General features: G+C 73.4%; 19 protein-coding genes. 13 read left to right on the top strand and 6 right to left on the bottom strand.

The annotated features are described in order from the left end of the window. Positions 1–3 precede the first annotated feature (3 nt). Positions 4–1194 carry an acyl-CoA dehydrogenase family protein gene (locus AMK18_RS31560; protein WP_073865491.1) on the bottom strand — a complete coding sequence of 397 codons (1191 nt, stop codon included), beginning with the start codon at positions 1192–1194 and terminating at the stop codon, positions 4–6. A gap of 284 nt (positions 1195–1478) precedes the next feature. Between AMK18_RS31560 and AMK18_RS31555 the strand changes: the two genes are divergently transcribed. Genes AMK18_RS31555 through AMK18_RS31525 form a run of 7 tightly spaced genes read left to right on the top strand, consistent with a single transcriptional unit; the run spans position 1479 to position 9733 of the window. Continuing rightward, positions 1479–2039: a flavin reductase family protein gene (locus AMK18_RS31555; protein ID WP_073865490.1), complete on the top strand. Its 561-nt coding sequence runs from the start codon at positions 1479–1481 to the stop codon at positions 2037–2039. A 32-nt stretch (positions 2040–2071) separates the two neighbouring features. Then, the gene (locus AMK18_RS31550; protein WP_073865631.1) at positions 2072–2653 is read left to right on the top strand and encodes a nuclear transport factor 2 family protein; all 582 of its coding nucleotides are present in this window, start codon (positions 2072–2074) and stop codon (positions 2651–2653) included. Positions 2654–2681: 28 nt separating this feature from the next. After that, complete coding sequence (locus AMK18_RS31545; protein WP_073865489.1) at positions 2682–3626, top strand: amidohydrolase family protein; 945 nt, start codon at positions 2682–2684, stop codon at positions 3624–3626. 35 nt (positions 3627–3661) lie between these two features. Continuing rightward, a complete protein-coding gene (locus tag AMK18_RS31540; protein ID WP_073865488.1) occupies positions 3662–5107 on the top strand; it encodes an amidohydrolase family protein in 1446 nt (481 codons plus the stop codon). A gap of 43 nt (positions 5108–5150) precedes the next feature. After that, positions 5151–6086 carry an oxygenase MpaB family protein gene (locus AMK18_RS31535; protein ID WP_073865487.1) on the top strand — a complete coding sequence of 312 codons (936 nt, stop codon included), beginning with the start codon at positions 5151–5153 and terminating at the stop codon, positions 6084–6086. Further along, the gene (locus tag AMK18_RS31530; RefSeq protein ID WP_073865486.1) at positions 6068–8140 is read left to right on the top strand and encodes a serine/threonine-protein kinase; all 2073 of its coding nucleotides are present in this window, start codon (positions 6068–6070) and stop codon (positions 8138–8140) included. Before AMK18_RS31535 ends, AMK18_RS31530 begins: the two co-directional genes overlap by 19 nt. A 48-nt stretch (positions 8141–8188) precedes the next feature. Continuing rightward, positions 8189–9733 carry a phytoene desaturase family protein gene (locus AMK18_RS31525; protein ID WP_073865485.1) on the top strand — a complete coding sequence of 515 codons (1545 nt, stop codon included), beginning with the start codon at positions 8189–8191 and terminating at the stop codon, positions 9731–9733. A gap of 26 nt (positions 9734–9759) precedes the next feature. Here the strand turns inward: AMK18_RS31525 and AMK18_RS31520 are convergent, their stop codons facing one another. Then, positions 9760–10749: a hypothetical protein gene (locus tag AMK18_RS31520; protein ID WP_241836689.1), complete on the bottom strand. Its 990-nt coding sequence runs from the start codon at positions 10747–10749 to the stop codon at positions 9760–9762. Between the two features lie 145 nt (positions 10750–10894). Further along, the gene (locus tag AMK18_RS31515; protein ID WP_073865483.1) at positions 10895–12724 is read right to left on the bottom strand and encodes a serine hydrolase domain-containing protein; all 1830 of its coding nucleotides are present in this window, start codon (positions 12722–12724) and stop codon (positions 10895–10897) included. 176 nt (positions 12725–12900) lie between these two features. On the opposite strand from AMK18_RS31515, the gene AMK18_RS31510 reads away from it, so the two are divergent. Continuing rightward, positions 12901–14400 (top strand): acyl-CoA synthetase, encoded by a 1500-nt coding sequence (locus tag AMK18_RS31510; RefSeq protein ID WP_073865482.1) that lies wholly within the window; start codon positions 12901–12903, stop codon positions 14398–14400. An 18-nt stretch (positions 14401–14418) separates the two neighbouring features. Here the strand turns inward: AMK18_RS31510 and AMK18_RS31505 are convergent, their stop codons facing one another. After that, on the bottom strand, positions 14419–15207 hold the full coding sequence (locus tag AMK18_RS31505; protein ID WP_073865481.1) for an SAM-dependent methyltransferase: 789 nt from the start codon (positions 15205–15207) through the stop codon (positions 14419–14421). 102 nt (positions 15208–15309) lie between these two features. Continuing rightward, on the bottom strand, positions 15310–16593 hold the full coding sequence (gene paaK, locus AMK18_RS31500; protein ID WP_073865480.1) for a phenylacetate--CoA ligase PaaK: 1284 nt from the start codon (positions 16591–16593) through the stop codon (positions 15310–15312). Positions 16594–16776: 183 nt separating this feature from the next. Between paaK and AMK18_RS31495 the strand changes: the two genes are divergently transcribed. Beyond that, positions 16777–18297 (top strand): alpha/beta fold hydrolase, encoded by a 1521-nt coding sequence (locus tag AMK18_RS31495; protein ID WP_073865479.1) that lies wholly within the window; start codon positions 16777–16779, stop codon positions 18295–18297. Positions 18298–18316: 19 nt separating this feature from the next. Here the strand turns inward: AMK18_RS31495 and AMK18_RS31490 are convergent, their stop codons facing one another. After that, positions 18317–19945, bottom strand: coding sequence for an FAD-dependent oxidoreductase (locus AMK18_RS31490; RefSeq protein ID WP_073865478.1), 1629 nt, complete (start codon positions 19943–19945; stop codon positions 18317–18319). Between the two features lie 195 nt (positions 19946–20140). Here AMK18_RS31490 and AMK18_RS31485 point away from each other — a divergent pair, with 195 nt between their 5' ends. The 4 genes from AMK18_RS31485 to AMK18_RS31470 all read left to right on the top strand — a co-directional run bounded on the left by AMK18_RS31485 (position 20141) and on the right by AMK18_RS31470 (position 24264). Then, positions 20141–21262 (top strand): SchA/CurD-like domain-containing protein, encoded by a 1122-nt coding sequence (locus AMK18_RS31485; protein WP_073865477.1) that lies wholly within the window; start codon positions 20141–20143, stop codon positions 21260–21262. 73 nt (positions 21263–21335) lie between these two features. Next, positions 21336–21770: a cupin domain-containing protein gene (locus AMK18_RS31480; RefSeq protein WP_018102923.1), complete on the top strand. Its 435-nt coding sequence runs from the start codon at positions 21336–21338 to the stop codon at positions 21768–21770. Continuing rightward, positions 21767–23026 (top strand): beta-ketoacyl-[acyl-carrier-protein] synthase family protein, encoded by a 1260-nt coding sequence (locus AMK18_RS31475; protein ID WP_018102924.1) that lies wholly within the window; start codon positions 21767–21769, stop codon positions 23024–23026. The genes AMK18_RS31480 and AMK18_RS31475 overlap by 4 nt, the downstream gene beginning before the upstream one ends. Beyond that, entirely contained in the window at positions 23026–24264 is a 1239-nt protein-coding gene (locus AMK18_RS31470) for a beta-ketoacyl synthase N-terminal-like domain-containing protein (RefSeq protein ID WP_073865476.1), read from the top strand. Before AMK18_RS31475 ends, AMK18_RS31470 begins: the two co-directional genes overlap by 1 nt. Positions 24265–24312 lie beyond the last annotated feature (48 nt).

The following is a 24312-nucleotide window of genomic DNA, read 5'->3' as shown; positions in this document are numbered from 1 at the left end:
CGCTCAGATCAGCGGGGTGACCTGCTCCTCGATCCCCAGCAGTGCCCGCCCATACAGCTCACTGCCGATCGCCGGGTTGATCACTGCGTGCCGGCTGCCGGTCTCCTGGTCCCGCCAGATCCGCTGGAGCGGGCTCGCCTCGGCGAAGCTGCCGGCGCCCTGGATGCTCAGCAGCAGATCCAGCGCCTCGCGGGAGCGCCGGGCCACGTAGCCGGTGTCCATCCGGACCCGGGCCCGCGTCTCGAACGGCATGTACTCCCCGCGCGCCGCCCAGGAGTCGATGTCCTCGGCCGCCCGCATCAGGTGCAGCCGGGCGGTGTCGATCAGCTGCGCGGCCTCGGCCAGCTGGATCTGCGTGGACGGGGCCTCACTGGCGCGCTCGTAGAACGTGTACGAGATGCCCTTGCCCTTCGCCAGGGACGCCCGGACCACGTCCATCCCGGCCTGGGCGAGCCCCACCTGCGGGCCCGCCAGGACCAGCGCGAGCACCGGCACCAACGCCGAGCGGTACAGCGCCTCCTCCGTGTGCTCCGTCGGGTACGCCCCCCGCACGCCCCGCGTCACCGACAGGATGCGGCGCTCCGGTACGAAGACCTCGTCGGCGACCAGGGTGTTGCTGCCCGTGCCGCGCATCCCGGCGACGTACCAGGTGTCCTCGACCGTCAGCTCGTCCATCGGGATCAGGGCGGCGCCCTGGTCCGTCTGCTGTCCGGAGGCGTCCACGACGGGGATGCCGAGCGAGGCCCACTGCGCGTGCAGGCTGCCGGACGCGAAGCCCCACCGGCCGCTCACGACCAGGCCGCCGTCGACCGCCCGGCAGGTCGCGCTGGGCGCGAGGACACCGCAGACCCGGGCGTCGGGGTTCTCGCCGAACACCTCCTGCTGGACGCGCTCGGGATACAGGCCGACCATCCAGTTGCAGACGTTGACCAGGGTCGCCACCCAGGCCGTCGAGCCGCAGCCGCGCGCCAGCTCCGACGTCACGTCCAGGAAGGTCCGGAAGTCCGCCTCGTGGCCGCCGAAGCGGCGCGGCACCGTGAGCCGGAACAGCCCCGCGTCCGTCAGTGCCTCGATGTTCTCCTCGGCGACCCGGCGGTCGGCCTCCGTCCGGGCGGCGTTCTCCCTCAGCAGCGGAAGCAGCTCCGTCGCGTTCGCCTTCAGCGCGGTCCGCGAGGTCGGTGCGGTCGTGGTCATGGTGTCCTCCGGGCGTCGTACGGCTCAGACGGCGGCCCCGGGCGACTGCCGCGACGGGGTCCGCTGGGGGGATTGCACGCCTCGTCCGCCCGGCTGTCCCCGGTCCCGGAGCACAGATCCCGGTTCGTCCCCTGCGCTGCCGGACCAGTCCGGCGGTCCTTTGGGCCCGCCGCCAGGACGGGCCCGCCCGGCTTGGCCTCCCGGCCCAGTGCGGCGGGCGGCGGCCCGTGGAATCACTGGAACCAGAGCCCGGACCCCACCCACCGCAGGAGGCCGCTGTGCCCATGTCCGCCCCGACCGGGACGCCCCCGCCCCTCACCGCCCCCGCCGCCTCGGCCTTCCGCCACGTCCTGGGCCATGTGCCGACCTCGGTCTGCGTGGTGACCGCCACGACGGACGCCGGCCCGGTCGGCGTCACCGTCGGCAGCTTCACCTCCGTGTCCCTGGAACCGCCCCTGGTCGCGTTCTGGGCGGGCACTGCCTCGGCCAGCGCGGAGGCCATCGCGGGCGCCGGGCGGTTCGGCGTCAACGTCCTGGCCGAGGACCAGCAGGAGGTGTGCGCGGCCTTCGCGCGCCGGACCCCGGACCGCTTCGCCACCGGCGACTGGGCGTACCCGCCGGACGGGCCGCCCCGGCTCGGCGGTGCGGCGGCCTGGCTCACCTGCGCTGTGGAAGGAAGCGTTCCGGCGGGTGACCATGTGATGGTGATCGGCCGCGTCCTGGACCTGGCCGCCGCCGACGGACCGCGCCGCCCGCTCCTCTTCCACCGGGGCCGGCTGGTCCGCCTCGACCGCGCGCACGCGGTCCACGCACCCACCCACTCCTTCGGCTGGTGGGACCGCTGACCGCCGCCGACGACGCGCCCACGGGAGAACCCATGACGGACACCGAAAGCGTCACGCAAACCGTCCTGCGCGAGCGCCAGGCGCGGGACCGGGGCTGGTGGGACCGGATGCGCGAGTGCTACTGGCCCGACTCCGCGGTGAACCTCAGCTGGTACCGGGGCTCCGGCCCCGGATTCGTGGACGCCTCCGCGCGCATGGCCGGGCGCGGCGACGCCAGTGTGCACCGTCTCTCGCCGCCCGTCGTGCGGATCGCGGCGGACCGGGCGTTCGCGGAACTGCCCGCCGCCATCGAGGTGCGCACCGAGCTGGACGGGGTGGCCGTGGACCTCGTCTCGTACACCCGGATCGTGCACCGGCTGGAGCGGCGCGCGGGCCGGTGGGCCATCGCCCGGCTGGACTGCGTCTACGAACGGGACACCATCGCGCCCGTACTGCCCGGCACCCCCGTGCCCCTCACCGCGCGGGACCTCGCGCCGTTCCGGGCGCCCTACGCGATCCTCGCCTGGCACCTCGACCGGCGCGGCTACCCCGTCTCCGGCGAACTGCTGGGCGACGACCGCCCGGAGCAGACCGCCGCCTTCTACGACGACACGCTGAAGTGGCTCGCCGGCTGAACCGCCGGCCCCACCGCAAGGAGCACCCATGACCCGGACCGGACTCATCGACGTCCACGCCCACTTCGTCACCGACGCCTACGCCGACGCCGCCCGGTCCGCCGGGATCGAACACCCCGACGGCATGCCCGGCTGGCCCTCGTGGAGCGTCGAGCGGCACCTCGACCTGATGGACGACGCGGGAATCGCCAAGTCCTACCTCTCCGTCTCCTCGCCCGGCGTGCACTTCGGGGACGACCGCGCGGCCCGCGCCCTGGCCCGGCAGGTCAACGAATACGGCGCCCGCGTCCGCGCCGGACACCCGCACCGCTTCGGCCAGTTCGCCTCCCTGCCGCTGCCCGACGTGGAGGGCGCGCTCACCGAGGCCGCGTACGCGCTCGACGTGCTCGGCGCCGACGGGATCGCCGTGGAGACCAACCACCACGGCCTCTACCCGGGCGATCCCCGACTCGAACCGCTGTGGGAGGCGCTCGACTCGCGCGGCGCCCTCGTCTTCGTCCACCCCACCTCGCCGCCGCACGCGGACGAGACCGCGCTCGGACGCCCGCGCCCGATGCTGGAATTCCTCTTCGACACCGCCCGCGCCGCGAGCGACCTGCTGCTGCGCGGCGTGTTCACCCGCCACCCCCGGATCCGCTGGGTGCTGACCCACGGCGGGGGAGCGCTGCCGCTGCTCGCGGACCGCATCGACCTGTTCCGTACGCTCACGGGCGGCGGGGACGGGCCCGGCGCCGTGGAACAGCTCGGCCGCCTCTGGTACGACATGGCCGGGACGCCGTTCCCCCGCCAGATCCCGGCCCTCGACGCCGCGTTCTCCACCGAGCGCCTGCTCTACGGCAGCGACTACTGCTGGACCCCCGCCGAGGCGGCCCGCGCCCAGATCGCCTCCGTCGACGCGGCGGCCCCGCCCTCCGCCACCGACACCTGGCGCGACCTCACCACCCGTAACGCACAGCGCCTGTTCGCGGTGTGACGACCGGCCCCACGACGACGACAGCCAGGAGAGACATGAGCAGGTACGTGGACCCCTCACCGGTCACCGGCCGGGTAGTGGTCAGGGACGTCACCGTGGTGGACCCGCTGGACGGGACGGCCACCCCCGGCCAGGACGTCCTCACCGAGAACGGCCGGATCACCGCCGTCACAGCCACCGGCACCCCGGCCGACGGACGCCACGAGGTGGACGGGCGGGGCCGGTTCGCCGTCCCGGCGTACATGGACATGCACCTGCACGCCCTGAACACCCCCGAGGACGTCGACGGCACCTACGCCCTCCTGCTCGCCAACGGCATCGCCGGCTTCCGCCAGATGTCGGGCAGCCGGGCGCTCCTGAAGTCCCGGCGCGAGGGCACCCTGCCCAGGCCCACCGGCGCCCCGGACCTGAAGGCGACCGCCGGCGACCTCCTCACCCCGTTCAACGCGAGCACCGCCGACGACGCGGTGCGGGCCGTGCGGGAACAGCACCGGGACGGCGCCAACTTCGTCAAGGCGGGCATGACGACCCGCGCGACCTTCCTCGCCGCACTCGGCGAGGCGAACCGGCTCGGCATCCGGCTGGGCGGCCACCTCCCGGCCGACCTCGACCCGCGCGAGGCGGCACGCGGCGGGGTGTGGTCGATCGAGCACCTGGGCCCCGGCGTCACCGTGTTCGCCGCCGCCTCCTCCCGCGAGGCCGAAGTACGCGCCCGCAACGCCACCCGCAAGCTCCCGCCGCTCCCCAAGCTCCGGTTTCCCGGTGCCGAGCGGCTGGTGACGAAGCTGATCAAGGGCATGGTCGTGAACCCGGCCACCCACACCTCGGCGCACGAGGCCCACGCCTACGAGCTCGCCGACGGCTCGTACGACCAGGAGAAGGCCGAGGAGCTGGCCGCCCTCTTCGCCGCGCACACCACCTGGCAGTGCCCCACCCTGATCCGGGTCCACACCCAGCAGTTCGGCGACGCCCCCGAGCACACCGGGGACCCGAGGCGCCGCTACATGGCGCCCGGGGAGCTGCGGGCCTGGGACAAGTCGGTACGGAAGTTCGCCCGGCTCCCCGGCGTCACCCGCGACGCCCTGCGCCACCACTGGGCCGCCCAGCTCCGGCTGACCAGGACCTTCGCCGACGCCGGGGTCCCGATGATCGCGGGCACCGACGCCTGCGGAGCGGCCCACATCATCCCGGGCTTCTCGCTGCACGACGAGTTCGACCTGCTCGCCGAGGCCGGTCTCGCCCCGCTCACCATCCTGCGCATGACCACGACCGAGCCCGCCCGATTCCTCGGCGAGCCGGAGGCGTCCGGCCGCATCGCCCCCGGCATGCCCGCCGACCTGGTGCTCCTCGACGAGGACCCGCTGACGGACCACACCGCGCTGCGCCGGATCGCCGGGGTGCTGCGGGAGGGCTCCTGGTGGTCCCGCGCCGACCTCGATACCGTGCTGGAACGCGTCGCCGCCGCGCCCGGCGCCCGCTGACGTCCGCACCGGCCGGAACGCCCCGAGCGGGAGGGACACGCACATGACGGAAGCCGACCCCGGGCTCTTCGGACCCGCATCGGTCACCTGGCAGCTGCACGGCGACCCGATGATGTGGATCGCCGGAGTGCGGGCCCTCTACCTCCAGGCGCTCCACCCCCTCGCCGTGCGCGGCGTGATGCAGAACTCCGACTTCCGCGAGGACGCCTGGGGCCGGCTCATGCGCACGGCGGGCTTCGTCGGCACCATCACCTACGGCACCACCGAGGCCGCCGAGAAGGCGGGCGCCCGGGTCCGCAGGATCCACGCCCGCCTGAAGGTCACCGACCCGGCGACCGGAACCGTCCACGGCGTGGACGAACCCGAGCTGCTGCTCTGGGTGCACTGCGCCGAAGCCGACTCCTACCTCCAGGTCCTGCGCCGCTCCGGCTACCCGCTCACCGCCCGGCAGGCCGACCAGTACCTCGCCGAACACCGGCACGGCGCCCGGCTCGTCGGCCTCGACCCCGAGGAGGTGCCCGCGACGACCGCCGAGATGGCCGACTACTTCGCCCGCGTACGGCCCCGGCTCGCCCGCACCCCGGAGGCGCTGGACGTCGACAGCTTCCTGCGCCGCCCGCCCGTGCCCCCGCTCCTCGTCCCCGTACGGGCCCTGCTGTGGCGGCGCGTCGCCACCCTCGCGTACCAGTCGCTGCCGCCGTTCGCCCATGAGCTGTACGGGAGGACGGCGCCGCCGCCCGCCGCCGTCGACCGGCGGCTGCGCGCCGCCGGGGTGCTCCTCCGCGCCGTTCCCGCACGGCTGCGCTGGCGGCTTCCGCCCGGTCACATCATGAACGCGATGGCGCGGCTCGGACCCGGCAGCCGCCCCACCCCGTACACACTGAAGAGGCAGGCAGCCATACTGGACGCACCGGGGAGGGTGCGGCGACAGCGGGCTGAACGACGGGGGCGGCAACAGGGATGGCGGAAACCAGGCTGATCCAGAGCCGGTACCGGCTGCTCGACCTGATCGGTCGCGGCGGCATGGGCGAGGTGTGGCGCGCCCGCGACGAAGCGCTGGGCCGCCAGGTCGCCGTCAAATGCCTCAAGCCGATGAGCGCCCAGCACGACGAGGACTACACCCGCATCGTCCGCGAACGCTTCCGCCGCGAGGCCCGCGTCGCCGCCGCCCTCCAGCACCGGGGCGTCACCGTCGTCCACGACTTCGGCGAGTACGAGGGCGTGCTCTACCTCGTGATGGAGCTGCTGGACGGCCGCAACCTCAGCCAGCTCCTGGAGGACAACGAGCAGCACCCGCTGCCCGTGGACGACATCGTGGACATCGCCGAACAGGTCGCGGACGCCCTCGGCTACACCCACCAGCAGGGCATCGTCCACCGCGACCTCAAGCCCGCCAACATCATGCGGCTGTCCGACGGCACGGTGAAGATCTGCGACTTCGGGATCGCCCGGCCGGGCCACGGCATCCCGGTCAGCTCCCGGCTCACCGGCGTCGGCATCGCCATGGGCACCCCGCACTACATGTCGCCCGAGCAGATCAGCGGCGGACAGGTCGACCACCGCAGCGACCTCTACTCTCTGGGCTGCGTGCTGTACGAAATCGCCACCGGGGCCCCGCCCTTCGACCTGGGGGACTCCTGGGGCATCCTCGTCGGCCACCGCGACACCCCGCCCGAGCCCCTGCGCTCCCACCGCGCCGAACTCCCCGGGTTCTTCGACCGGGTCGTCCTCGACCTGCTCGCCAAGACCCCCGAGGAACGCCCGGCCGACGCCCACGACCTGCGCCGCCGCATCGCCGTCGGCCGCACCGGCGAGCAGCCCTTCCTCGGCCCGCCCGGCGAGGCGCCGACCACGCCCGTCACCCTCGTCGGCCCGGCCCTCGCGCCCGCCGCGCCGCTGCCCGCCTGGGCGCACACGATGACCGGCGGCCACAAGGCGACGGGCGCGGTGACCCCGCTGCCACCCCCCGACCACGCGGCGGGCCTCACCCTCGCCTGGACCACCGGGACCGCCCCGCCCGGCCCCCGCGCCGACCGCCAGGTGCTGAGCCCCGGCCCCACCCGCAAGGAGCGGGCGGAGAACGCGCTGCGCGAGTTCGGCCGCATCGCCGAGGACCGCGCCCGCGCCCTCGGCCCCGAGCACGGCGAAACGCTCGCCGCCCGCCAGCAGATGGCGTACGCGCTCGGCCGCCTCGGACGGCACACCGAGGCCCACGAACTGCACACCTCCGTGCTCGCGTCGCGGGAGCGCGCGATGGGTCCCGACCACCCCGACACCCTGCGCTGCCGCCACAACCTGGCCTTCAGCCTCAGCAGACTGGGGCGCCTGGAGGAGGCGTACCGCATGGCCCGCGACGTGGCCGCCGCCCGCGCCCGGGTGCTGGGCGCCGACCACCCGGACACCCTGGTCACGCTCTACGAGGTCGGCTACACGCTGGGGCGCCTCGGCCGCTGGACGGAAGCCCTGCACACGTACCGCCAGGTCGCCGAGGCGCGGACCCGGCTGCTCGGCTCCGAGCACCCGGACACCCTCGCCACCCGCTACGAGGTCGGCATCAGCCTGGGCCGCCTCGGCCGCAGCGCCGACGCCCTGGAGCTGTACCGCGCGCTCGTCGCCGACCGCACCCGGGTCAACGGCCCCACCGACCCGGAGACCCTGCGCGCCCGCCACGGACTGGGCGTCAACCTCGGCCGGCTGGCCCGCTGGGACGAGGCCCTGGCCGAGGCGCAGGCGGTGTGCGGTGCCCGGGAACACGTCCTGGGCCCCGATCACCCCGACACCCTCGTCAGCCGCCGCGAGGTCGCCGTCGCCCTCGGCTGGCTGGGGCGCTGGACGGACGCGCTCGCCGTGTACCGGCAGGTCGCCGATGCCCGGACCCGGCTGCTGGGCCCCGCCCACCCGGACACGCTCGCGGGCCGCGACGACGAGGCGCACTGCCTGGAACAGCTGGGCCGCGCCCGCGAGGCCGCCGACCTCTACCGCGAGGTGGCGGCGCTCCGGCAACGGACCGGCCGCGGCCGCCCGCAGCCCTGACCGGCCGCACGCCCTGGCCCGGCCGCCCGCGCCGTGTTACCAAGGGGCATGACGGTACGGGACAGCTATGACGCGGTGATCGTGGGCGGTGGCCACAACGGCCTGGTCGCGGCGGCCTATCTGGCCCGCGCCGGCCAACGGGTGCTGGTCCTGGAGCGGCTCCCGGCCACCGGAGGAGCGGCCGTCTCGACCCGGCCCTTCGCCGGGGTCGACGCCCGGCTCTCCCGCTACTCCTACCTGGTCTCGCTGCTCCCGCGGAAGATCGTCCGCGACCTCGGCCTGGACTTCGCCGTACGCAAGCGGACCGTGTCCTCGTACACCCCGGCCGTCCGCGACGGACGGCCCACCGGCCTGCTCGTCGGCGGCGGGGGAACCCGCGACTCCTTCGCCGCGCTCACCGGTTCGGACCGGGAGTACGAGGCGTGGCAGCGCTTCTACACGATGACCGGGCGGCTCGCCGGCCGCGTCTTCCCGACCCTGACTGAACCGCTGCCCACCCGCGAGGCGCTGCGGGAGCGGATCGGCGACGCGGACGCCTGGCGCATGCTGTTCGAGGAGCCCGTCGGCGTCGCCGTCGAGGAGCACTTCGCGGACGACCTGGTACGCGGCGTGGTCCTCACCGACGCGCTGATCGGCACGTTCGCCGACGCCCACGACGCCTCACTGCTCCAGAACCGCTGCTTCCTTTACCACGTCATCGGCGGCGGCACCGGTGACTGGGACGTCCCGGTCGGCGGCATGGGCGCCCTCACCGACGCCCTCGCCGGGGCCGCCCTGGCCGCCGGCGCACGGATCCGGACCGGTCACGAGGCGCTGCGGATCGACACCGACGGGACGCGCGCCGAGGTGACCGTACGCACGGACGACGGCGAACACACCGTCGGCGCACGCCGGGTCCTGGTCAACGCGTCCCCGCAGGCCCTCGCCGCCCTCCTCGGGGACGAGCCGCCGACGCCCGCCGAGGGCGCCCAGCTCAAGGTGAACATGCTGCTCACCCGGCTGCCCCGGCTCCGCGACCGGTCGGTGGACCCGCGCGAGGCGTTCGCCGGTACGTTCCACATCGCGGAGGGGTACGGGCAGCTCGCCGCCGCCCACCGGGACGCCTCGGCCGGACGGCTGCCCGCCGCACCGCCGTCCGAGATCTACTGCCACTCGCTGACGGACCCCTCGATCCTCGGCCCGGACCTCGCCGCCCGGGGCTACCAGACCCTGACCCTCTTCGGCCTGCACACTCCGTCCCGCCTCTTCGCCGACGACAACGACACCGCCCGCGCCACCCTGCTCCGGGCCACCCTCGCGGAACTCGACGCGCACCTGGAGGAGCCGCTCGCCGACTGCCTGGCACTCGACGCGAACGGCCAGCCGTGCATCGAGGCGAAGACCCCGCTCGACCTCGAACGCGACCTGCGCCTGCCGGGCGGCCACATCTTCCACGGCGACCTCGCCTTTCCCTACGCCACGGAGACCACCGGCCGCTGGGGCGTGGAGACCGCGCACCCCAACGTCCTGCTGTGCGGGGCGGGCGCGGTGCGCGGAGGCGGGGTGAGCGGGGTCCCGGGCCACAACGCGGCGATGGCGGCGCTGGGGTTGTGACCAGGGGGGGGCGCCGCGGACAGGCCCTAGCGGCCCAGCGCCTGACGCACACTCACGTCGTGGTACTTGCCCAGCCGGTACAGCTCCCAGCACGACAGCACCGTCACCGACACCGGCCCGCCGAGCAGGAACGCGATCCGCGCCAGGGCGGGGACATCCGCGTTCTCGTTGTTGAACACGGCGAGGGCCGCCATCACCCAGACCAGCAAGGTGGCGAGGACCGGCGGCAGCACCTCGTGGATGTCGGCCGTGCGGAACACATGCGTGAGGCAGAGCCAGATCCCGTACAGGGCGAAGCCCGTCGACCATGCGCAGAGCGTGATCATCACGACCTTGCCGGGGGTCCCGACGGCGTCGCGGAAGGCGGTGGTCGCCGCGTCGGGTGCCATCGCCAGCGGGAACGTGGCCATCGACCCCATCAGCGCCGCCACCGCCCCGAAGGACTTGAGGGACCTCCGCAGGTAGAGCCCGCGCAGAGCGCCCCGCGCGGCGAACGCGAACAGGGCGATCACGAACGGGAACGCGCACACCAGGACGAGCGTGCTGATCCAGCTGTCGCCGAACTTGTCGTCCGCCACTTCCCCGACACCCTTGGCGCTGTCGACCGGCTTGTACGACATGACCAGGACGAGCCAGGCGACGATGCCGAGCCCGGTCCGCCAGTTCTGGATCCTGCGCACCGTCGGGTCCTCGACGGTGCCCGGGCGCGAGGGGCGGAAGGCGCGCTGGGCCGCGTAGAACGGGTTGTAGACGCACTTGAGGATCCGCCGTCCGCGCGACAGCGGCGGCCGGGGCGTGAACGGCGACGGGGGCCGCGGACCGTACGGCCCCGGCGGGTACGGCCCCTGGGGCGGCACGGTTCCGCCCGGCGGGTAGGGCCCCGCGCCGGGACCGCCCGGTCCACCCGGCCCGCCGGGGTACGGGTAGGGGTACGGGCCGGGTCCGGGACCGGGGCCGGGCTGTCCGGGGCCGGGCCCGCCGGGCGGTCCCCAGGGGCCGTTGCCGTAGGTACTCATGCCGCGCATCCTCGATGGTTCGGTTCCGGGCCGTACGCGGCGCGGCTCGGACCGCCCGCTCGGCGTGCGGCGTGAGCCTACCCATCCCGGAGGCCGGACGTGTGCGTTCCGGCCCCCGGCACCCGGTTCCCCGGAGGAGCGGCGGTCAGTCCGCCGACGCGGCCCAGCCCACGGCCGTGATGCGCCGGGCGTCACCCGGCCGGTTCTCGTCGAAGACCGTACGGCCGCCGTCCTCGACCCGTACGGCGTCCACGTACACCCCGCGGCCCACGTACAACTGGTCCGTCGTGTACCGCCATCGCAGCACGGTCCCGGTGCCACGCCACTGTGCGAGGTCCGCGTCCAGGCGGTGCCAGACCCGGCCCGACCAGCCGGAGAGCGAGCCGTCCGGATGGTCCTCGGGCCGGGGGCGCCCGCCCTGCCCGGTCGGGGTGGTGGTGAACGGGACCGGCTGCCAGGTGGCACCGCCGTCCGCCGAAGCCTCCAGGTACAGGAAGTCCGACGCCGGTTCGGTGTCCCACCACAGCGCGCAGCTCAGCCGGGCCCGCGAGGAGGCGAGCGGCAGGGCGGGCAGCGCCAGGGTGGCCGTGGACGCGCTCGCCATCCCGGAGAACCAGGCGGTACGGCCCCGGGCCGGGCGGACCGCGACGGCCCGGGCCAGCTGGTTGGCGGTGGCCACCCGCGGCGCGCTGCCGGACCGCCAGTTGCGCACCGGGTGCACCGAGTTGCCCAGCACGATGAGGAACGAGTCCGTGGACGGGTCCAGGACCAGGCTGGTCCCGGTGAAGCCGGTGTGCCCGGCCGTCCGGGGCGTGGCCATGGCGCCCATGTACCAGTGCTGGTAGAGCTCGAAGCCCAGCCCGTGCGCGTCACCGGGGAACGCCGTGTTGAAGTCGGTGAACAGCAGGTCGACGGAGTCCTCCGACAGGATGCGGGCGCGCCCGTAGACCCCGCCGTTGAGCAGGGTGCGGGCCAGGACCGCCAGGTCCCAGGCGCAGGAGAACACCCCGGCGTGCCCGGCGACCCCGTCCAGGCTGAACGCGTTCTCGTCGTGCACCTCGCCCCAGACCAGGCCGCGGTCGAGCCCGGACCAGGGGAGCCGGGCGTCCTCGGTCGCGGCGATCTTCGGCTTCCAGGAGGCGGGCGGGTTGTAGCGGGTGCGCCGCATCCCGAGCGGAGCGGTGATCCGCTCGCGGAGCAGGACGTCCAGGGTCCGCCCGGTCAGCTTCTCCAGGACGAGCTGGAGCGAGATCAGGTTCAGGTCGGAGTAGAGGTAGACCGTGCCCGGCGGATTGGCCGGGACCTCCTTCCACAGCAGCTCCAGCTTCCCTTCCCGGGTCGGCGCGCTGTAGAGCGGGATCCAGGCGGTGAACCCCGAGGTGTGGGTGAGCAGCTGACGGATCGTGATGTCCTGCTTGCCGCCGCCCGCGAACTCCGGCAGATAGGAGGCGACCGTCGCCTCCAGCTCCAGCGTGCCGCGCTCGATCTGCTGCACGGCCAGGATCGAGGTGAACAGCTTGGAGACCGACGCCAGGTCGAAGACCGTGTCCTCGGCCATCGCGATCTGCTGGTCCTCGGGGAACTCCACCCCGGTGTCGGTCGCCTCGTCGTACGCCGAGTAGCGCACCGCCTTGCCGATCGGGTGGTGCAGCGCCACCGTCCCGCCCCGGCCCGCGAGCAGCACCGCGCCCGCGTACCACGGGTGCTTCGGCGAGGCGCCGAGATAGCGCTCCGCCTCGGTGACCAGTTGGTCGAGCGGTTCCTGCAACAGCCCGGCACGGGCGGCCGATCCGCGCCGCAGCGTCGGCTTCGCGCCCCTGCCCGCGTGCATCTGTGACGACCCCGTCCCCGGCTCCGTGGCGGACGCCGTGCCCGCGAACGGAATCGGCGCCAGGGCGAGTGCCCCGCCCAGGGCCAGCATCCCACCGCCGAGCCTCCGTCGGCTGATCTCCCCGGCCGCCGTGTCCTCCGTCATGCACAACCCCTTCTCGCTGCCTGAAAGTAACTTTCGAAATCTCTTCCGAGCGTGAAACTTCCTGCCGAGCAGAGAGTACTGTCAGGACCCGCCGTCCCGTAGGGGCGTGAACGGTAAAGAATCTGATGTCGCGTCAGGCCCTTGACCGCCGGGCCCCGGCCGCACAGGATCACGCCATGACCGGTGTACGCAGCAGCACAGTCGACGGCGTCCTGACCCGCAGCGCACGGCGCACCCCCGCACGCACCGCCCTGCGGTACGCCGGCCGGGCCTGGACCTACCGCGAGCTGGACGAGGCCGTCTCCACCGCGGCCGCCCTCCTCACCGAGGGCCACGCGCTGCGCCCGGGGGACCGGGTCGCCGCCTACGCCCACAACTCGGACGCGTACCTCATCGCCTTCCTCGCCTGCGCCCGGGCCGGGCTCGTCCATGTGCCCGTCAACCAGAACCTCACCGGTGACGACCTGGCGTACATCCTGAGCCAGTCCGCCAGCTCCCTGGTCCTCACCGACCCGGCCCTCGCGGACCGCATCCCGGAGGGCTTCGCCGTACGGGCGCTGCGCGACGACGACGGGTCGCTGCTGGCCGGGCTTGGCACCCCGCGCCCGTTCACCCCCGCGCGCGAACCGGCCGCCGACGACCTGGTCCAGCTGCTGTACACCTCCGGGACCACCGCGCTCCCCAAGGGCGCGATGATGACGCACGGCGCCCTCGTCCACGAGTACGTCAGTGCGATCACCGCGCTCGACCTGCGCGCCGGGGACCGACCCGTCCACACGCTGCCGCTCTACCACTCGGCGCAGATGCACGTGTTCCTGCTGCCCTACCTCGCGGTGGGCGCCGAGAACACGGTCCTGGACGCACCGGACGCGGCCCGGATCTTCGACCTGGTCGAGTCGGGGGAGGCCGACAGCCTCTTCGCGCCGCCCACCGTCTGGATCGGCCTCGCCAACCATCCGGACTTCGCCACCCGTGACCTCGGCGGCCTGCGCAAGGCGTACTACGGGGCGTCGATCATGCCCGTCCCCGTGCTGGAACGCCTCCGCGACCGACTGCCCGGACTGGCCTTCTACAACTGCTTCGGGCAGAGCGAGATCGGCCCGCTGGCCACCGTGCTGGGACCGGACGAGCACGAGGGCCGGATGGACTCCTGCGGCAGGCCCGTCCTCTTCGTGGAGGCCCGGGTCGTGGACGAGAAGGGCGAGGAGGTCCCCGACGGCACCGCGGGCGAGGTGGTCTACCGCTCACCCCAGCTGTGCACCGGCTACTGGGACAAGCCGGAGGAGAGCGCGGAGGCGTTCCGGGACGGCTGGTTCCACTCCGGCGACCTCGCGGTCCGGGAGTCGGACGGCTACCTCACGGTGGTCGACCGGGTGAAGGACGTCATCAACTCCGGCGGCGTCCTCGTCGCCTCCCGGCAGGTCGAGGACGCCCTCTACACCCACCCCGCCGTCGCCGAGACCGCCGTCGTCGGGCTGCCCGACGAGCGCTGGATCGAGGCCGTCACCGCCGTCGTCGTCCTGAAGGGCGAGGCCACCGAGGACGAGCTGATCGCGCACGCCCGCGAACGCCTCGCCCACTTCAAGGCGCCGAAGCGGGTCGTCTTCTCGGACGCCCTCCCGCGCAACGCCAGCGGCAAGATCCTCAAGCGGGAACTGCGCGACCGCCTCGCCTGACGGCCGCCCGGCCGCGTCTCACCGGACGCGGCCCACCCCCGTGTAGATGGTGTCGGTGGCGTCCTGCGGCTCCGGCGGGGGCGTTCCGTTGTGCCACCGCGGCGCGGGCACCAGGCCCGGATCGACCATGTCGAGCCCGTCGAAGAAGCGGGCCACCTCCGCGCGATCGCGGGGTTGCAGCGTGATGCCGCTCGACCGGTAGCGGTCGAGCGCCTCCTGGTCCACGACGAGGAAGTCCACCGTGAAGTGGGAGAGCGCCAGACAGCTGCCCGGGGGCAGCGCGTCCACCAGGGTGCGGGCGATGCCGTAAGGATCGTCCTCCTCGGCCAGGAAGTGCATCAGGGCGATCATCGACAGCGCCACCGGCCGGTCGAAGTCCAGCACCGTACGGGCGTGGGCGAGGATCTTCTCCGGGTCGCGCACATCGGCTTCCAGGTAATCGGTGGCGCCCTCGGGGGTGCTGACAAGCAGCGCCTCCGCGTGCCGCAGGACGATCGGATCGTTGTCCGTGTAGACGATCCGGGCCGCCGGGTTCACCTCCTGGACGATCTGGTGGAGGTTCGGCCGGGTCGGGATCCCGGTCCCGATGTCCAGGAACTGGTCGATGCCCGCCCGCGCAGCCCAGGCGGCCGACCGGTGCATGAAGGCCCGGTTCTGCGCGACCCCCACCTTCGCCAGCTCCGGCATCTGCTCGCCGAGTTCCTGGTCGACCGGGTAGTGGTCCTTGCCGCCGAGGAGGTAGTCGTAGACACGGGCCGGGTGCGGCCTGCTGGTGTCGACCGGTGTGCCGGACGGGCCTGCCGTCATGGTGTGCTCCCCAATCCCTCGGCGGGAGAACACGAGTCCTCCTGCGGACGACGGTCATTCCGGCCCATCCTGCCACAGCAACCCCATTGGCCTGCGCGGAAGTTACGGGCGCTCGTCCACGATCCGCCGGAACTTGCCCACCGACCGCTCCAGCGTCTCCGGGTCCACGATCTCGACGCCCACCGACACCCCGATCCCGTCCTTGACCGCCGCCGCGACCGACGCGGCCGCCGCCGCCCGCTGCTCCGGCGTCGCCCCGGTCCTGGCCTCCGCCCGCACCGTCAGCACATCGAGCCGGCCCTCCCGGGTCAGCCGCAGCTGGAAGTGCGGCGACACCCCCGGGGTACGGAGCACGATCTCCTCGATCTGCGTCGGGAAGAGGTTCACCCCGCGCAGGATCACCAGGTCGTCGCTGCGCCCGGTCACCTTCTCCATCCGCCGGAACACCCTGGCCGTGCCGGGCAGCAGCCGGGTCAGGTCCCGCGTCCGGTACCGGATGACCGGCATGGCCTCCTTGGTCAGCGAGGTGAACACCAGCTCGCCCCGCTCCCCGTCGGGCAGCACCTCGCCCGTGATCGGGTCGACCACCTCCGGATAGAAGTGGTCCTCCCAGATGTGCAGCCCGTCCTTCGTCTCCACGCACTCCTGGGCCACACCCGGGCCCATCACCTCGGACAGGCCGTAGATGTCGACGGCGTCGATCGCGAACCGCTCCTCGATCTCCCGGCGCATCTCCTCCGTCCACGGCTCCGCCCCGAAGATCCCCGTCTTCAGCGAGGTCGTCCGCGGATCGACCCCCTGCCGCTCGAACTCGTCCAGGATGGTCAGCATGTACGAGGGCGTCACCATGATGATGTCGGGCCGGAAGTCCTGGATCAGCTGCACCTGGCGGGCCGTCATGCCGCCGGACGCCGGAATCACCGTGCAGCCGAGCCGCTCCGCCCCGTAATGCGCCCCGAGACCACCGGTGAACAACCCGTAGCCGTACGCCACATGGATCTTCTGCCCCGGCCTGCCGCCCGCCGCCCTGATGGCACGGGCGACCACATCGGCCCAGGTGTCCAGGTCCTTCCCGGTGTAGCCGACGACGGTCGGGCGGCCCGTCGTGCCGCTGGAGGCGTGGATGCGGCGGACCTGGTCCTCCGGCACGGCGAACATCCCGAACGGGTAGTTGTCCCGCAGATCCGCCTTGGTGGTGAACGGGAACCGGGCCAGGTCGGCGAGCGAGCGGCAGTCCTCCGGCTTCAGTCCCGCCCGGTCGAAGGCGGCCCGGTAGTGCGCCACGTTCTCGTAAACGTGGCGCAACGTGGCGCGCAGCCGTTCCAGCTGGAGCGCCGCCAACTCGTCGCGGCTCATCCGTTCCGCCGTATCCAGCCGAGCCGTCACGCGGGCCTCCCTCGTTCCGTACACATGGTGCGGACGACCGATCATTCGGTCGTTTCCCTCCGGAGCAGTAATTCAGGATCTTGCACCGCCTGGCAAGAGGCGTGACGCACATCGCCCTCCGACCCGGCTACGCCGGTACCGAACACGGCTGCGTCACCCGGACGGCCCTGTTTGGATGGGGGCATGCCGACCTTCCACACGTACGACGGAACCGAGCTCGCCTATCACCTCGTGGGGGAGGGGACACCGCTGATCTGCCTGCCCGGCGGTGCCATGCGGGCGAGCGCCTACCTCGGCACCCTCGGCGGGCTCGCGGACCGCCGGCAGCTGGTCCTCCTCGACCTCCGGGGCACCGGCGACTCCGCCGCCCCCGACGACCCCGCCACCTACCGCTGCGACCGGCAGACCGAGGACGTCGAGGCCCTGCGCGCCCACCTCGGCCTCGAACGCGTCGACCTCCTCGCCCACTCCGCGGCCGCCGAACTCGCCGCGCTCTACGCCGCCCGCCATCCGCACCGGCTGCGCAACCTGGTCCTCGTCACCCCCACCACGCAGGCCGCCGGCCTCCCCGCCGCCGTGGGTGACGCCCGCGAGGTGGCCGCCCTGCGCGCCTCGGAACCCTGGTACGAGGACGCGCTCGCCGCCCTGGAAGAGATCTGGGCGGGCCGGATGACCGGCGAACTCCGCGCCAGGACAAGGCCGTTCCTGTACGGGCGCTGGGACGCCGCCGCCCAGGAGCACGCCGCCGCCTCACCCGCGCAGATCAACGCCGAGGCCGCCGCCCGGTACGCCGGTGAAGGTGCCTTCGACCCGGCCGCGACGGTCCCCGCCCTGCGCACGCTGCAGGCGCCGGTCCTCGTGCTGGCCGGTGAGTACGACACCGTCCTGACCCCCGACCGGGCCGCCGAACTGGCCGCGCTCTTCCCGCACGCCGAGTTCGCCGTGCAGCGCGGCGCCGCGCACTTCCCGTGGATCGACGACGCGGGCGCGTTCGCCCGTACCGTCGAGGCGTTCCTCGATCCGGAGGTGCACAGCGTCCGGGCAGGCGGCACGCGGCTCGCGTACCGGGTGTGGGGCGACCCGGCCGCACCACCGGTCGTCCTGGCCCACGGCCGCTGCGGCAACAGCGGCGACTGGGCTGTCGTCGCCGCCCGGCTGGCCGCCACCCACCGGGTGTACGCCTTCGACTTCCGGGGCCACGGGCTGAGCGACTGGCCCGGCCGCTACAGCTTCGAGCTGTTCCGCGACGACCTGCACGGCTTCCTGGAGGCCCGCAACCTCGCCGGCGCCACCGTCGTCGGACACTCCATGGGCGGAGCCGCCGCCTGTCTGCTCGCCGAGCGCCACCCGGGGCTGATCGGCCGCCTCGTCCTTGAGGAGGCGCCCCCGCTCATCCCGCTCGACCCGCCCCGCCCGGTGCCCCAACGGCCCGACGAGAAGCTGGACTTCGACTGGCCGCTCGTGCCCGCCATCGACGCCCAGCTGAACGAACCGGACCCGGCCGGCCGCGAACTCCTGGGCGAGATCACCGCCCCCACCCTCGTCGTCGGCGGGGGCCCGCGGAGCCAGATCGCCCAGGAGGACCTGGCCCGGATGGCCCGCGCCATTCCCGGCGCGGAGTTCGTCACCATCGACGCGGGCCATCTCGTACACACCGAACGACCGGAGGAATTCCTCACCGCCCTCCGGTCGTTCGGCATCTGATCACCGAGCTGACAGCACGTCAGTCACGGTGCAGGAGCGCCACCAGGACGTCGTGCAGCGTCGACTCGGCGTCCTCGGAGCCCGACTCCGTACGCCAGGCGACGAAGCCGTCGGGGCGCACCAGGACCGCGCCCTCCCGGTCCGTCCCGTGCGCCTCGGCCCAGTCCGCCCCGTCCTCCGGCTCCAGCTCGGCGCCCGCACCGATGCCGAACGCGTCCAGCCGCACCCCCAGCCGGTCGGCCACCCGGGCCGCGGCCCGCCGCCACACCGTGTCCGCCCCGTCCGTCAGCAGGACGAACGACCGCTCGTACAGATCCAGGGTCGAGATCCGCTCCCCGGCCCGGCGCACCCAGAGATGGGGCGCCCGGCTGCCCGGCTCGCCCGTCAGCCGCATCCCCTCCGGGACCACCGGCGCGTCCGGCGCCACACCGAGCACCGCGCCCGCCGTGTACCGGTAGCCCAGCGCCACGTTCAGCATCCCGCCCCGCTTCCCGCCGCCCACCGAGGGCGGGGGAGCGTAGCCGGGGTGGTTGTGCTCCTCGGACCGCGCCGACGCGCGCTCACTCGTCGCCCGGGCCACCGGCAGCCGCTCCTGACCGTACGTCTCCAGCAGCCCCCGGCCCGCCTCGCCCCGCAGCACCGCGGCCAGCTTCCACGCCAGGTTGTGCGCGTCCTGGATGCCGGTGTTCGAGCCGAAGGCGCCGGTCGGCGACATCTCGTGCGCCGAGTCACCGGCCAGGAACACCCGCCCCCGCGCATACCGCTCGGCCACCCGCTCCGCCGCGTGCCACGGCGCCTTGCCGGTGATCTCCACATCGATGTCCGGCGCGCCGACGGCGGTACGGATGTGGCGGGCGCACCGCTCGTCCGTGAAGTCCTCCAGCGTCTCGCCCCGCTCCGGCTGCCACGGCGCGTGGAACACCCACTCCACCTCGTTGTCCACCGGCAGCAGCGCGCCCTCCGCCTCCGGGTTCGTCAGGTAGCACACGATGAAGCGCCGGTCGCCCAGCACCTCCGCCAGCCCGCGCGAGCGGAAGGTGACGCTCACGTTGTGGAACAGGTCGCCGGTCCCCGACTGGCCGATGCGCAGCTGCTCACGGACCGGGCTGCGCGGCCCGTCCGCCGCGATCAGGTAGTCCGCCCGCACCGTCGTGTGCTCACCGGTCTCCCGGTTCTTCAGGGTCGCCGTCACGCCCGAGGCATCCGGGTCAAACGACATCATCTCCGTGGAGAAGCGCAGGTCACCGCCCTGCTCCCGGGCCCGCTCCAGCAGGACCGGCTCCAGGTCGTTCTGGCTGCACAGGCACCAGCCCGTCGGGCTGAACCGGGCCAGCGCGCCGCCCGGGTCGATCTCCTTGAACAGCCACTCCTGGTCCTCACCGGTCAGCGAGCCCGCCTGGAGGATGCCGTGGTTGTCCGCCAGCACCGAAGCGGCCGCCCGGATCTCCTGCTCGACACCCGCACGGCGGAACACCTCCATCGTGCGGACGTTGTTGCCCCGGCCACGCGGATGCGTCGACGTGGCGGCGTGCTTCTCGACCAGCAGGTGCTCGACGCCGAGCCGGCCGAGGAAAAGGGACGCGGACAGACCCACCAGCGAACCGCCCACGATGAGGACCGGTACATGGAGGTCGACGTTCTCGTTCATCAGTTGCTCCAGCTCCGACGCCGTACAGATGCTCTGTTCCATGCCCGGGCCGGAGCCGGTCGGAGCCCTTCGGACGCCTGCTCACCTGAACGGTTCATAAATCTCGCGTCGGGCGGACCAGCGTTTCACGATCGGTCACGGAGACGGCCGGGTCTCCCCGCATTCCTGCCTCCCACCGTCGAAGGAGTTCGCCAGATGACCACCACCCTCTCGGAACGGATCTCACAGTCCGCCTTCGACGGATCCCGGCTGCGCGTCGTGCTGCTGCTGGACCTGCACGACGGCGCCCAGAAGCAGTTCCTGGAGGCGTACGAGCACATGCGCAACCAGGTCGCGTCCATCCCGGGCCACATCAGCGACCAGCTGTGCCAGTCCATCGAGAACCCCTCGCAGTGGCTGATCACCAGCGAGTGGGAGAGCGCCCCGCCCTTCCTCGCCTGGGTGAACAGCGAGGAGCACGTCGCCACCGTGCAGCCCCTGCACAGCTGCGTACGCGACACCAGGTCGCTGCGGTTCAGCGTGCTGCGCGAGACCGGCAAGGGCTTCGAGGCCGTCCCCGACCCGGTCAAGGGCAGCCTCCAGACCTCGCCGCGCCTCGGTGACGGTGTCGTGCGCCACGCGCTCACCTTCACCGTGAAGCCCGGCACCGAGGACATCGTCGCCAAGCTCCTCGCCGACTACGAGTCGCCCCGCTCCCGCGTGGACGACCACACCCGGCTGCGCCGCACCTCGCTCTTCATGCACGGCAACCGCGTCGTGCGCGCCGTCGAGGTCGAGGGCGACCTGATGGCCGCGCTGCGGCACGTCTCCCGCCAGCCCGAGATCCGCGCCGTCGAGGAGGCCATCAACCCCTACCTCGAACAGGACCGGGACCTCGCCGACCCCGACTCCGCCCGGATGTTCTTCACCCGCGCGGCGCTGCCCACCGTGCACCACGTCTCGGCCGGCCGCCACGCCCCCGAGAGCCTGCGCCGGCACGCCGTGTTCTACCAGGCGAAGGAGGGCTGCGGCATGGCCCTGGCCCGTCTCCTGGCCGGCCACGACGAGGAGGCCGCCGACGACACCGGCAGCCCCATCGACAGCAGCACCATCTTCCAGCGCGACGACGTCGTCGTACGCCTCCTGGAAGCGGACGGCCCGCTCGACGCGCAGCCCGCCCAGGCCCTCGGCATCCACGGCCCCGGCAAGGCGGCCCGCCTGGCCCGCCTCCTCGACGGCGAGGCGAACCCCGTCCCCGCCACCGACGAGGACGCCGCGCGCTTCCTCGCCCGGTCCGAGATGCGGCTGATCACCGACCGGCGCGCCGCGGAGTCCTGAACCGCGCTCCGGCACCCGGGCCCTCGCCCGACCCGTCACCCCACGCGCCCTGCGCCCAGGAGGAGAAGCAGAGATGACCACCCACCGGCCACGCATCGTGGACCTCAGTGAGACCCAGCCCAACACCAGGCGCGGAGGCGACCTGCGCGCCCTGCTCACCCCCACCGCGGTGGGCGCCACCAGCGGCTTCATGGGCCTCGCCCTCGTCGACCCCGGCGACCGCATCGGCGAGCACTACCACCCGTACTCCGAGGAGTTCGTGTACGTCGTGCAGGGGCACCTGGAGGTCGACCTCGACGGGGAGACGCACACCATGCGCCCCGACCAGGGCCTGCTGATCCCCCCGCACGTCCGCCACCGCTTCCGGAACGTCGGCGACACCGAGGCCCGCATGGTCTTCCACCTCGGCCCGCTCGCCCCCCGCCCCGAACTCGGCCACGTCGACACCGAGGTGACCGAGACCGCCGAGCGGGGTGCCCCGCCAGAACGAACCGAGGCCGCGTCATGACCCGGCGCGTGGCGGTCACCGGGGTCGGCGTCGTCGCCCCGGGCGGCATCGGAGCCCCGGCCTTCTGGGACCTGCTCTCCAACGGCCGCACCGCGACCCGGGGCATCACCCTCTTCGACCCGGCGGGCTTCCGCTCCCGGATCGCCGCCGAGTGCGACTTCGACCCGGCTGCCCACGGCCTGGACGACGAGGACACCGCCCGCGCGGACCGCTATGTGCAGTTCGCGATGGTCGCCGCCCGCGAGGCGCTGGCCGACGCCGGACTGGACCCGGAGCGCACCGACCCCTGGCGGATGGGGGTCTCCCTCGGCACCGCGGTCGGCGGCACCACCCGCCTGGAGCACGACTACGTCGCCGTCAGCGAGAAGGGCGCGCGCTGGGACGTGGACCACCGCAGGGCCGGCGCCCATCTGGAACGCGCCTTCTCGCCCAGTTCGCTGGCGTCCGCCGTCGCCGAACAGGTCGGCGCGCACGGCCCCGTGCAGACCGTCTCCACCGGCTGCACCTCGGGCCTGGACGCCATCGGCTACGCCTTCCACTCCATCGAGGAGGGCCGGGTCGACGTCTGCATAGCCGGTGCGTCGGACTCGCCGATCACCCCGATCACCGTGGCCTGCTTCGACGCGATCAAGGCGACCTCCCCCAACAACGACGACGCGGAACACGCCTCCCGCCCCTTCGACGCACGCCGCGACGGCTTCGTCATGGGCGAGGGCGGAGCCGTACTCGTCCTGGAGGAACTGGAACACGCCCGGGCCCGCGGGGCGACGGTCTACTGCGAGATCGCGGGCTACGCGACCTTCGGCAACGCGTACCACATGACCGGGCTCACCCCCGAGGGCCTGGAGATGGCCGAGGCCATCAACCACGCACTCGGCCACGGCCGGATCTCCCCGCAGGACATCGACTACGTCAACGCGCACGGCTCGGGCACCAAGCAGAACGACCGGCACGAGACCGCCGCCGTCAAACGGGCCCTCGGCGCGCACGCCCACAAGGTGCCGATGAGCTCCATCAAGTCGATGGTGGGCCACTCCCTCGGCGCGATCGGGGCGATCGAGATCGCCGCCTGCGTCCTGGCCCTGGTCAACCAGACGGTGCCGCCGACGGCCAACTACGAGTCCCCGGACCCGGAGTGCGACCTCGACTACGTGCCGCGCACCGCCCGCCCCCTGAAGCTGCGCAGCGTCCTCTCGGTCGGCAGCGGCTTCGGCGGCTTCCAGTCCGCGGTGGCCCTGACCCGAGGGAGGACCTGATGAGCACCCCCAAGGCCCGGCGCACCGTTGTCACCGGCATCGGCGTCGTCGCCCCCAACGGCACCAGCACCGAAGCCTTCTGGAAGCGCACCCAGGAAGGCATGAGCGTCCTGGACAAGGTCACCCGCGAAGGGTGCGAGGACCTGCCGCTGCACATCGCCGGCGAGGTCCGCGGCTTCGACCCGGTCGCGCTCATCGAGGAGCGCTACCTCGTCCAGACCGACAGGTTCACGCACTTCGCGATGGCCGCCGCGGACATGGCGCTGGACGACGCCAGGCTCGGCCGCGCCGACTACGAGGACCGGCCGTTCGGCGTCGGCGTGGTCACCGCGGCCGGTTCCGGCGGCGGCGAGTTCGGCCAGCGCGAACTGCAGCGGCTGTGGGGCCAGGGCTCCACATATGTCGGCCCCTACCAGTCGATCGCCTGGTTCTACGCGGCGAGCACGGGCCAGATCTCCATCCGCGGCGGCTTCAAGGGCCCGTGCGCGGTGGTGGCCAGCGACGAGGCGGGCGGCCTCGACGCACTCGCGCACGCCGACCGCTCCGTGCGGCGCGGTACCGACGCGGTCGTGGTCGGCGCGGCGGAGGCCCCGCTCGCGCCGTACTCCGTGGTCTGCCAGCTCGGCTACCGCGACCTGAGCGCGGCCGAGGACCCGACGCGCGCCTACCGCCCCTTCACCTCGGACGCCTGCGGCTTCGTGCCCGCCGAGGGCGGGGCGATGTTCGTGGTCGAGGAGGAGGAGTCGGCCCGCGAGCGCGGTGCCCGGATCCGGGCGGAGATCGCGGGTCACGCCGCGACCTTCACCACGGCCGCCCACTGGGAGGAGTCCCGGGAGGGCCTCGCCCACGCCATCGAGGGCGCGCTGCGGGAAGCCGGCTGCGCCCCCGACGAGGTCGACGTCGTCTTCGCGGACGCGCTCGGCTCGCCGGCCGCCGACCGGGCCGAGGCACTGGCGCTGGCCGACGCGCTCGGCCCGCACAGCCGGCGCGTCCCGGTGACCGCCCCCAAGACCGGCATCGGCCGGGCCTACTGCGGGGGTCCGGTGCTGGACGCGGCGGCGGCCGTCCTGGCCATGGAGAACGGCCTCGTCCCGCCCACGCCCAACGTCTTCGAGGTCTGCCACGACCTCGACGTCGTCACCGAACGGGCCCGTCCCGCCGAACTGCGCACCGCGCTCGTGCTCAGCCGCGGCCTCATGGGCTCGAACGCGGCCCTGGTGCTCCGGCGCCCCGCGTGAGCCCGTCCACCCCGCGCCTCCACCCCTCGTGAGAAGGAGAAGTCCCGC

It is taken from the genome of Streptomyces sp. CB01249 (assembly GCF_001905735.1).
Lineage (GTDB): Bacteria > Actinomycetota > Actinomycetes > Streptomycetales > Streptomycetaceae > Streptomyces.
The sequence above is the reverse complement of the archived record's forward strand: the minus strand, read 5'-3'. Positions and strand labels throughout refer to the sequence as shown.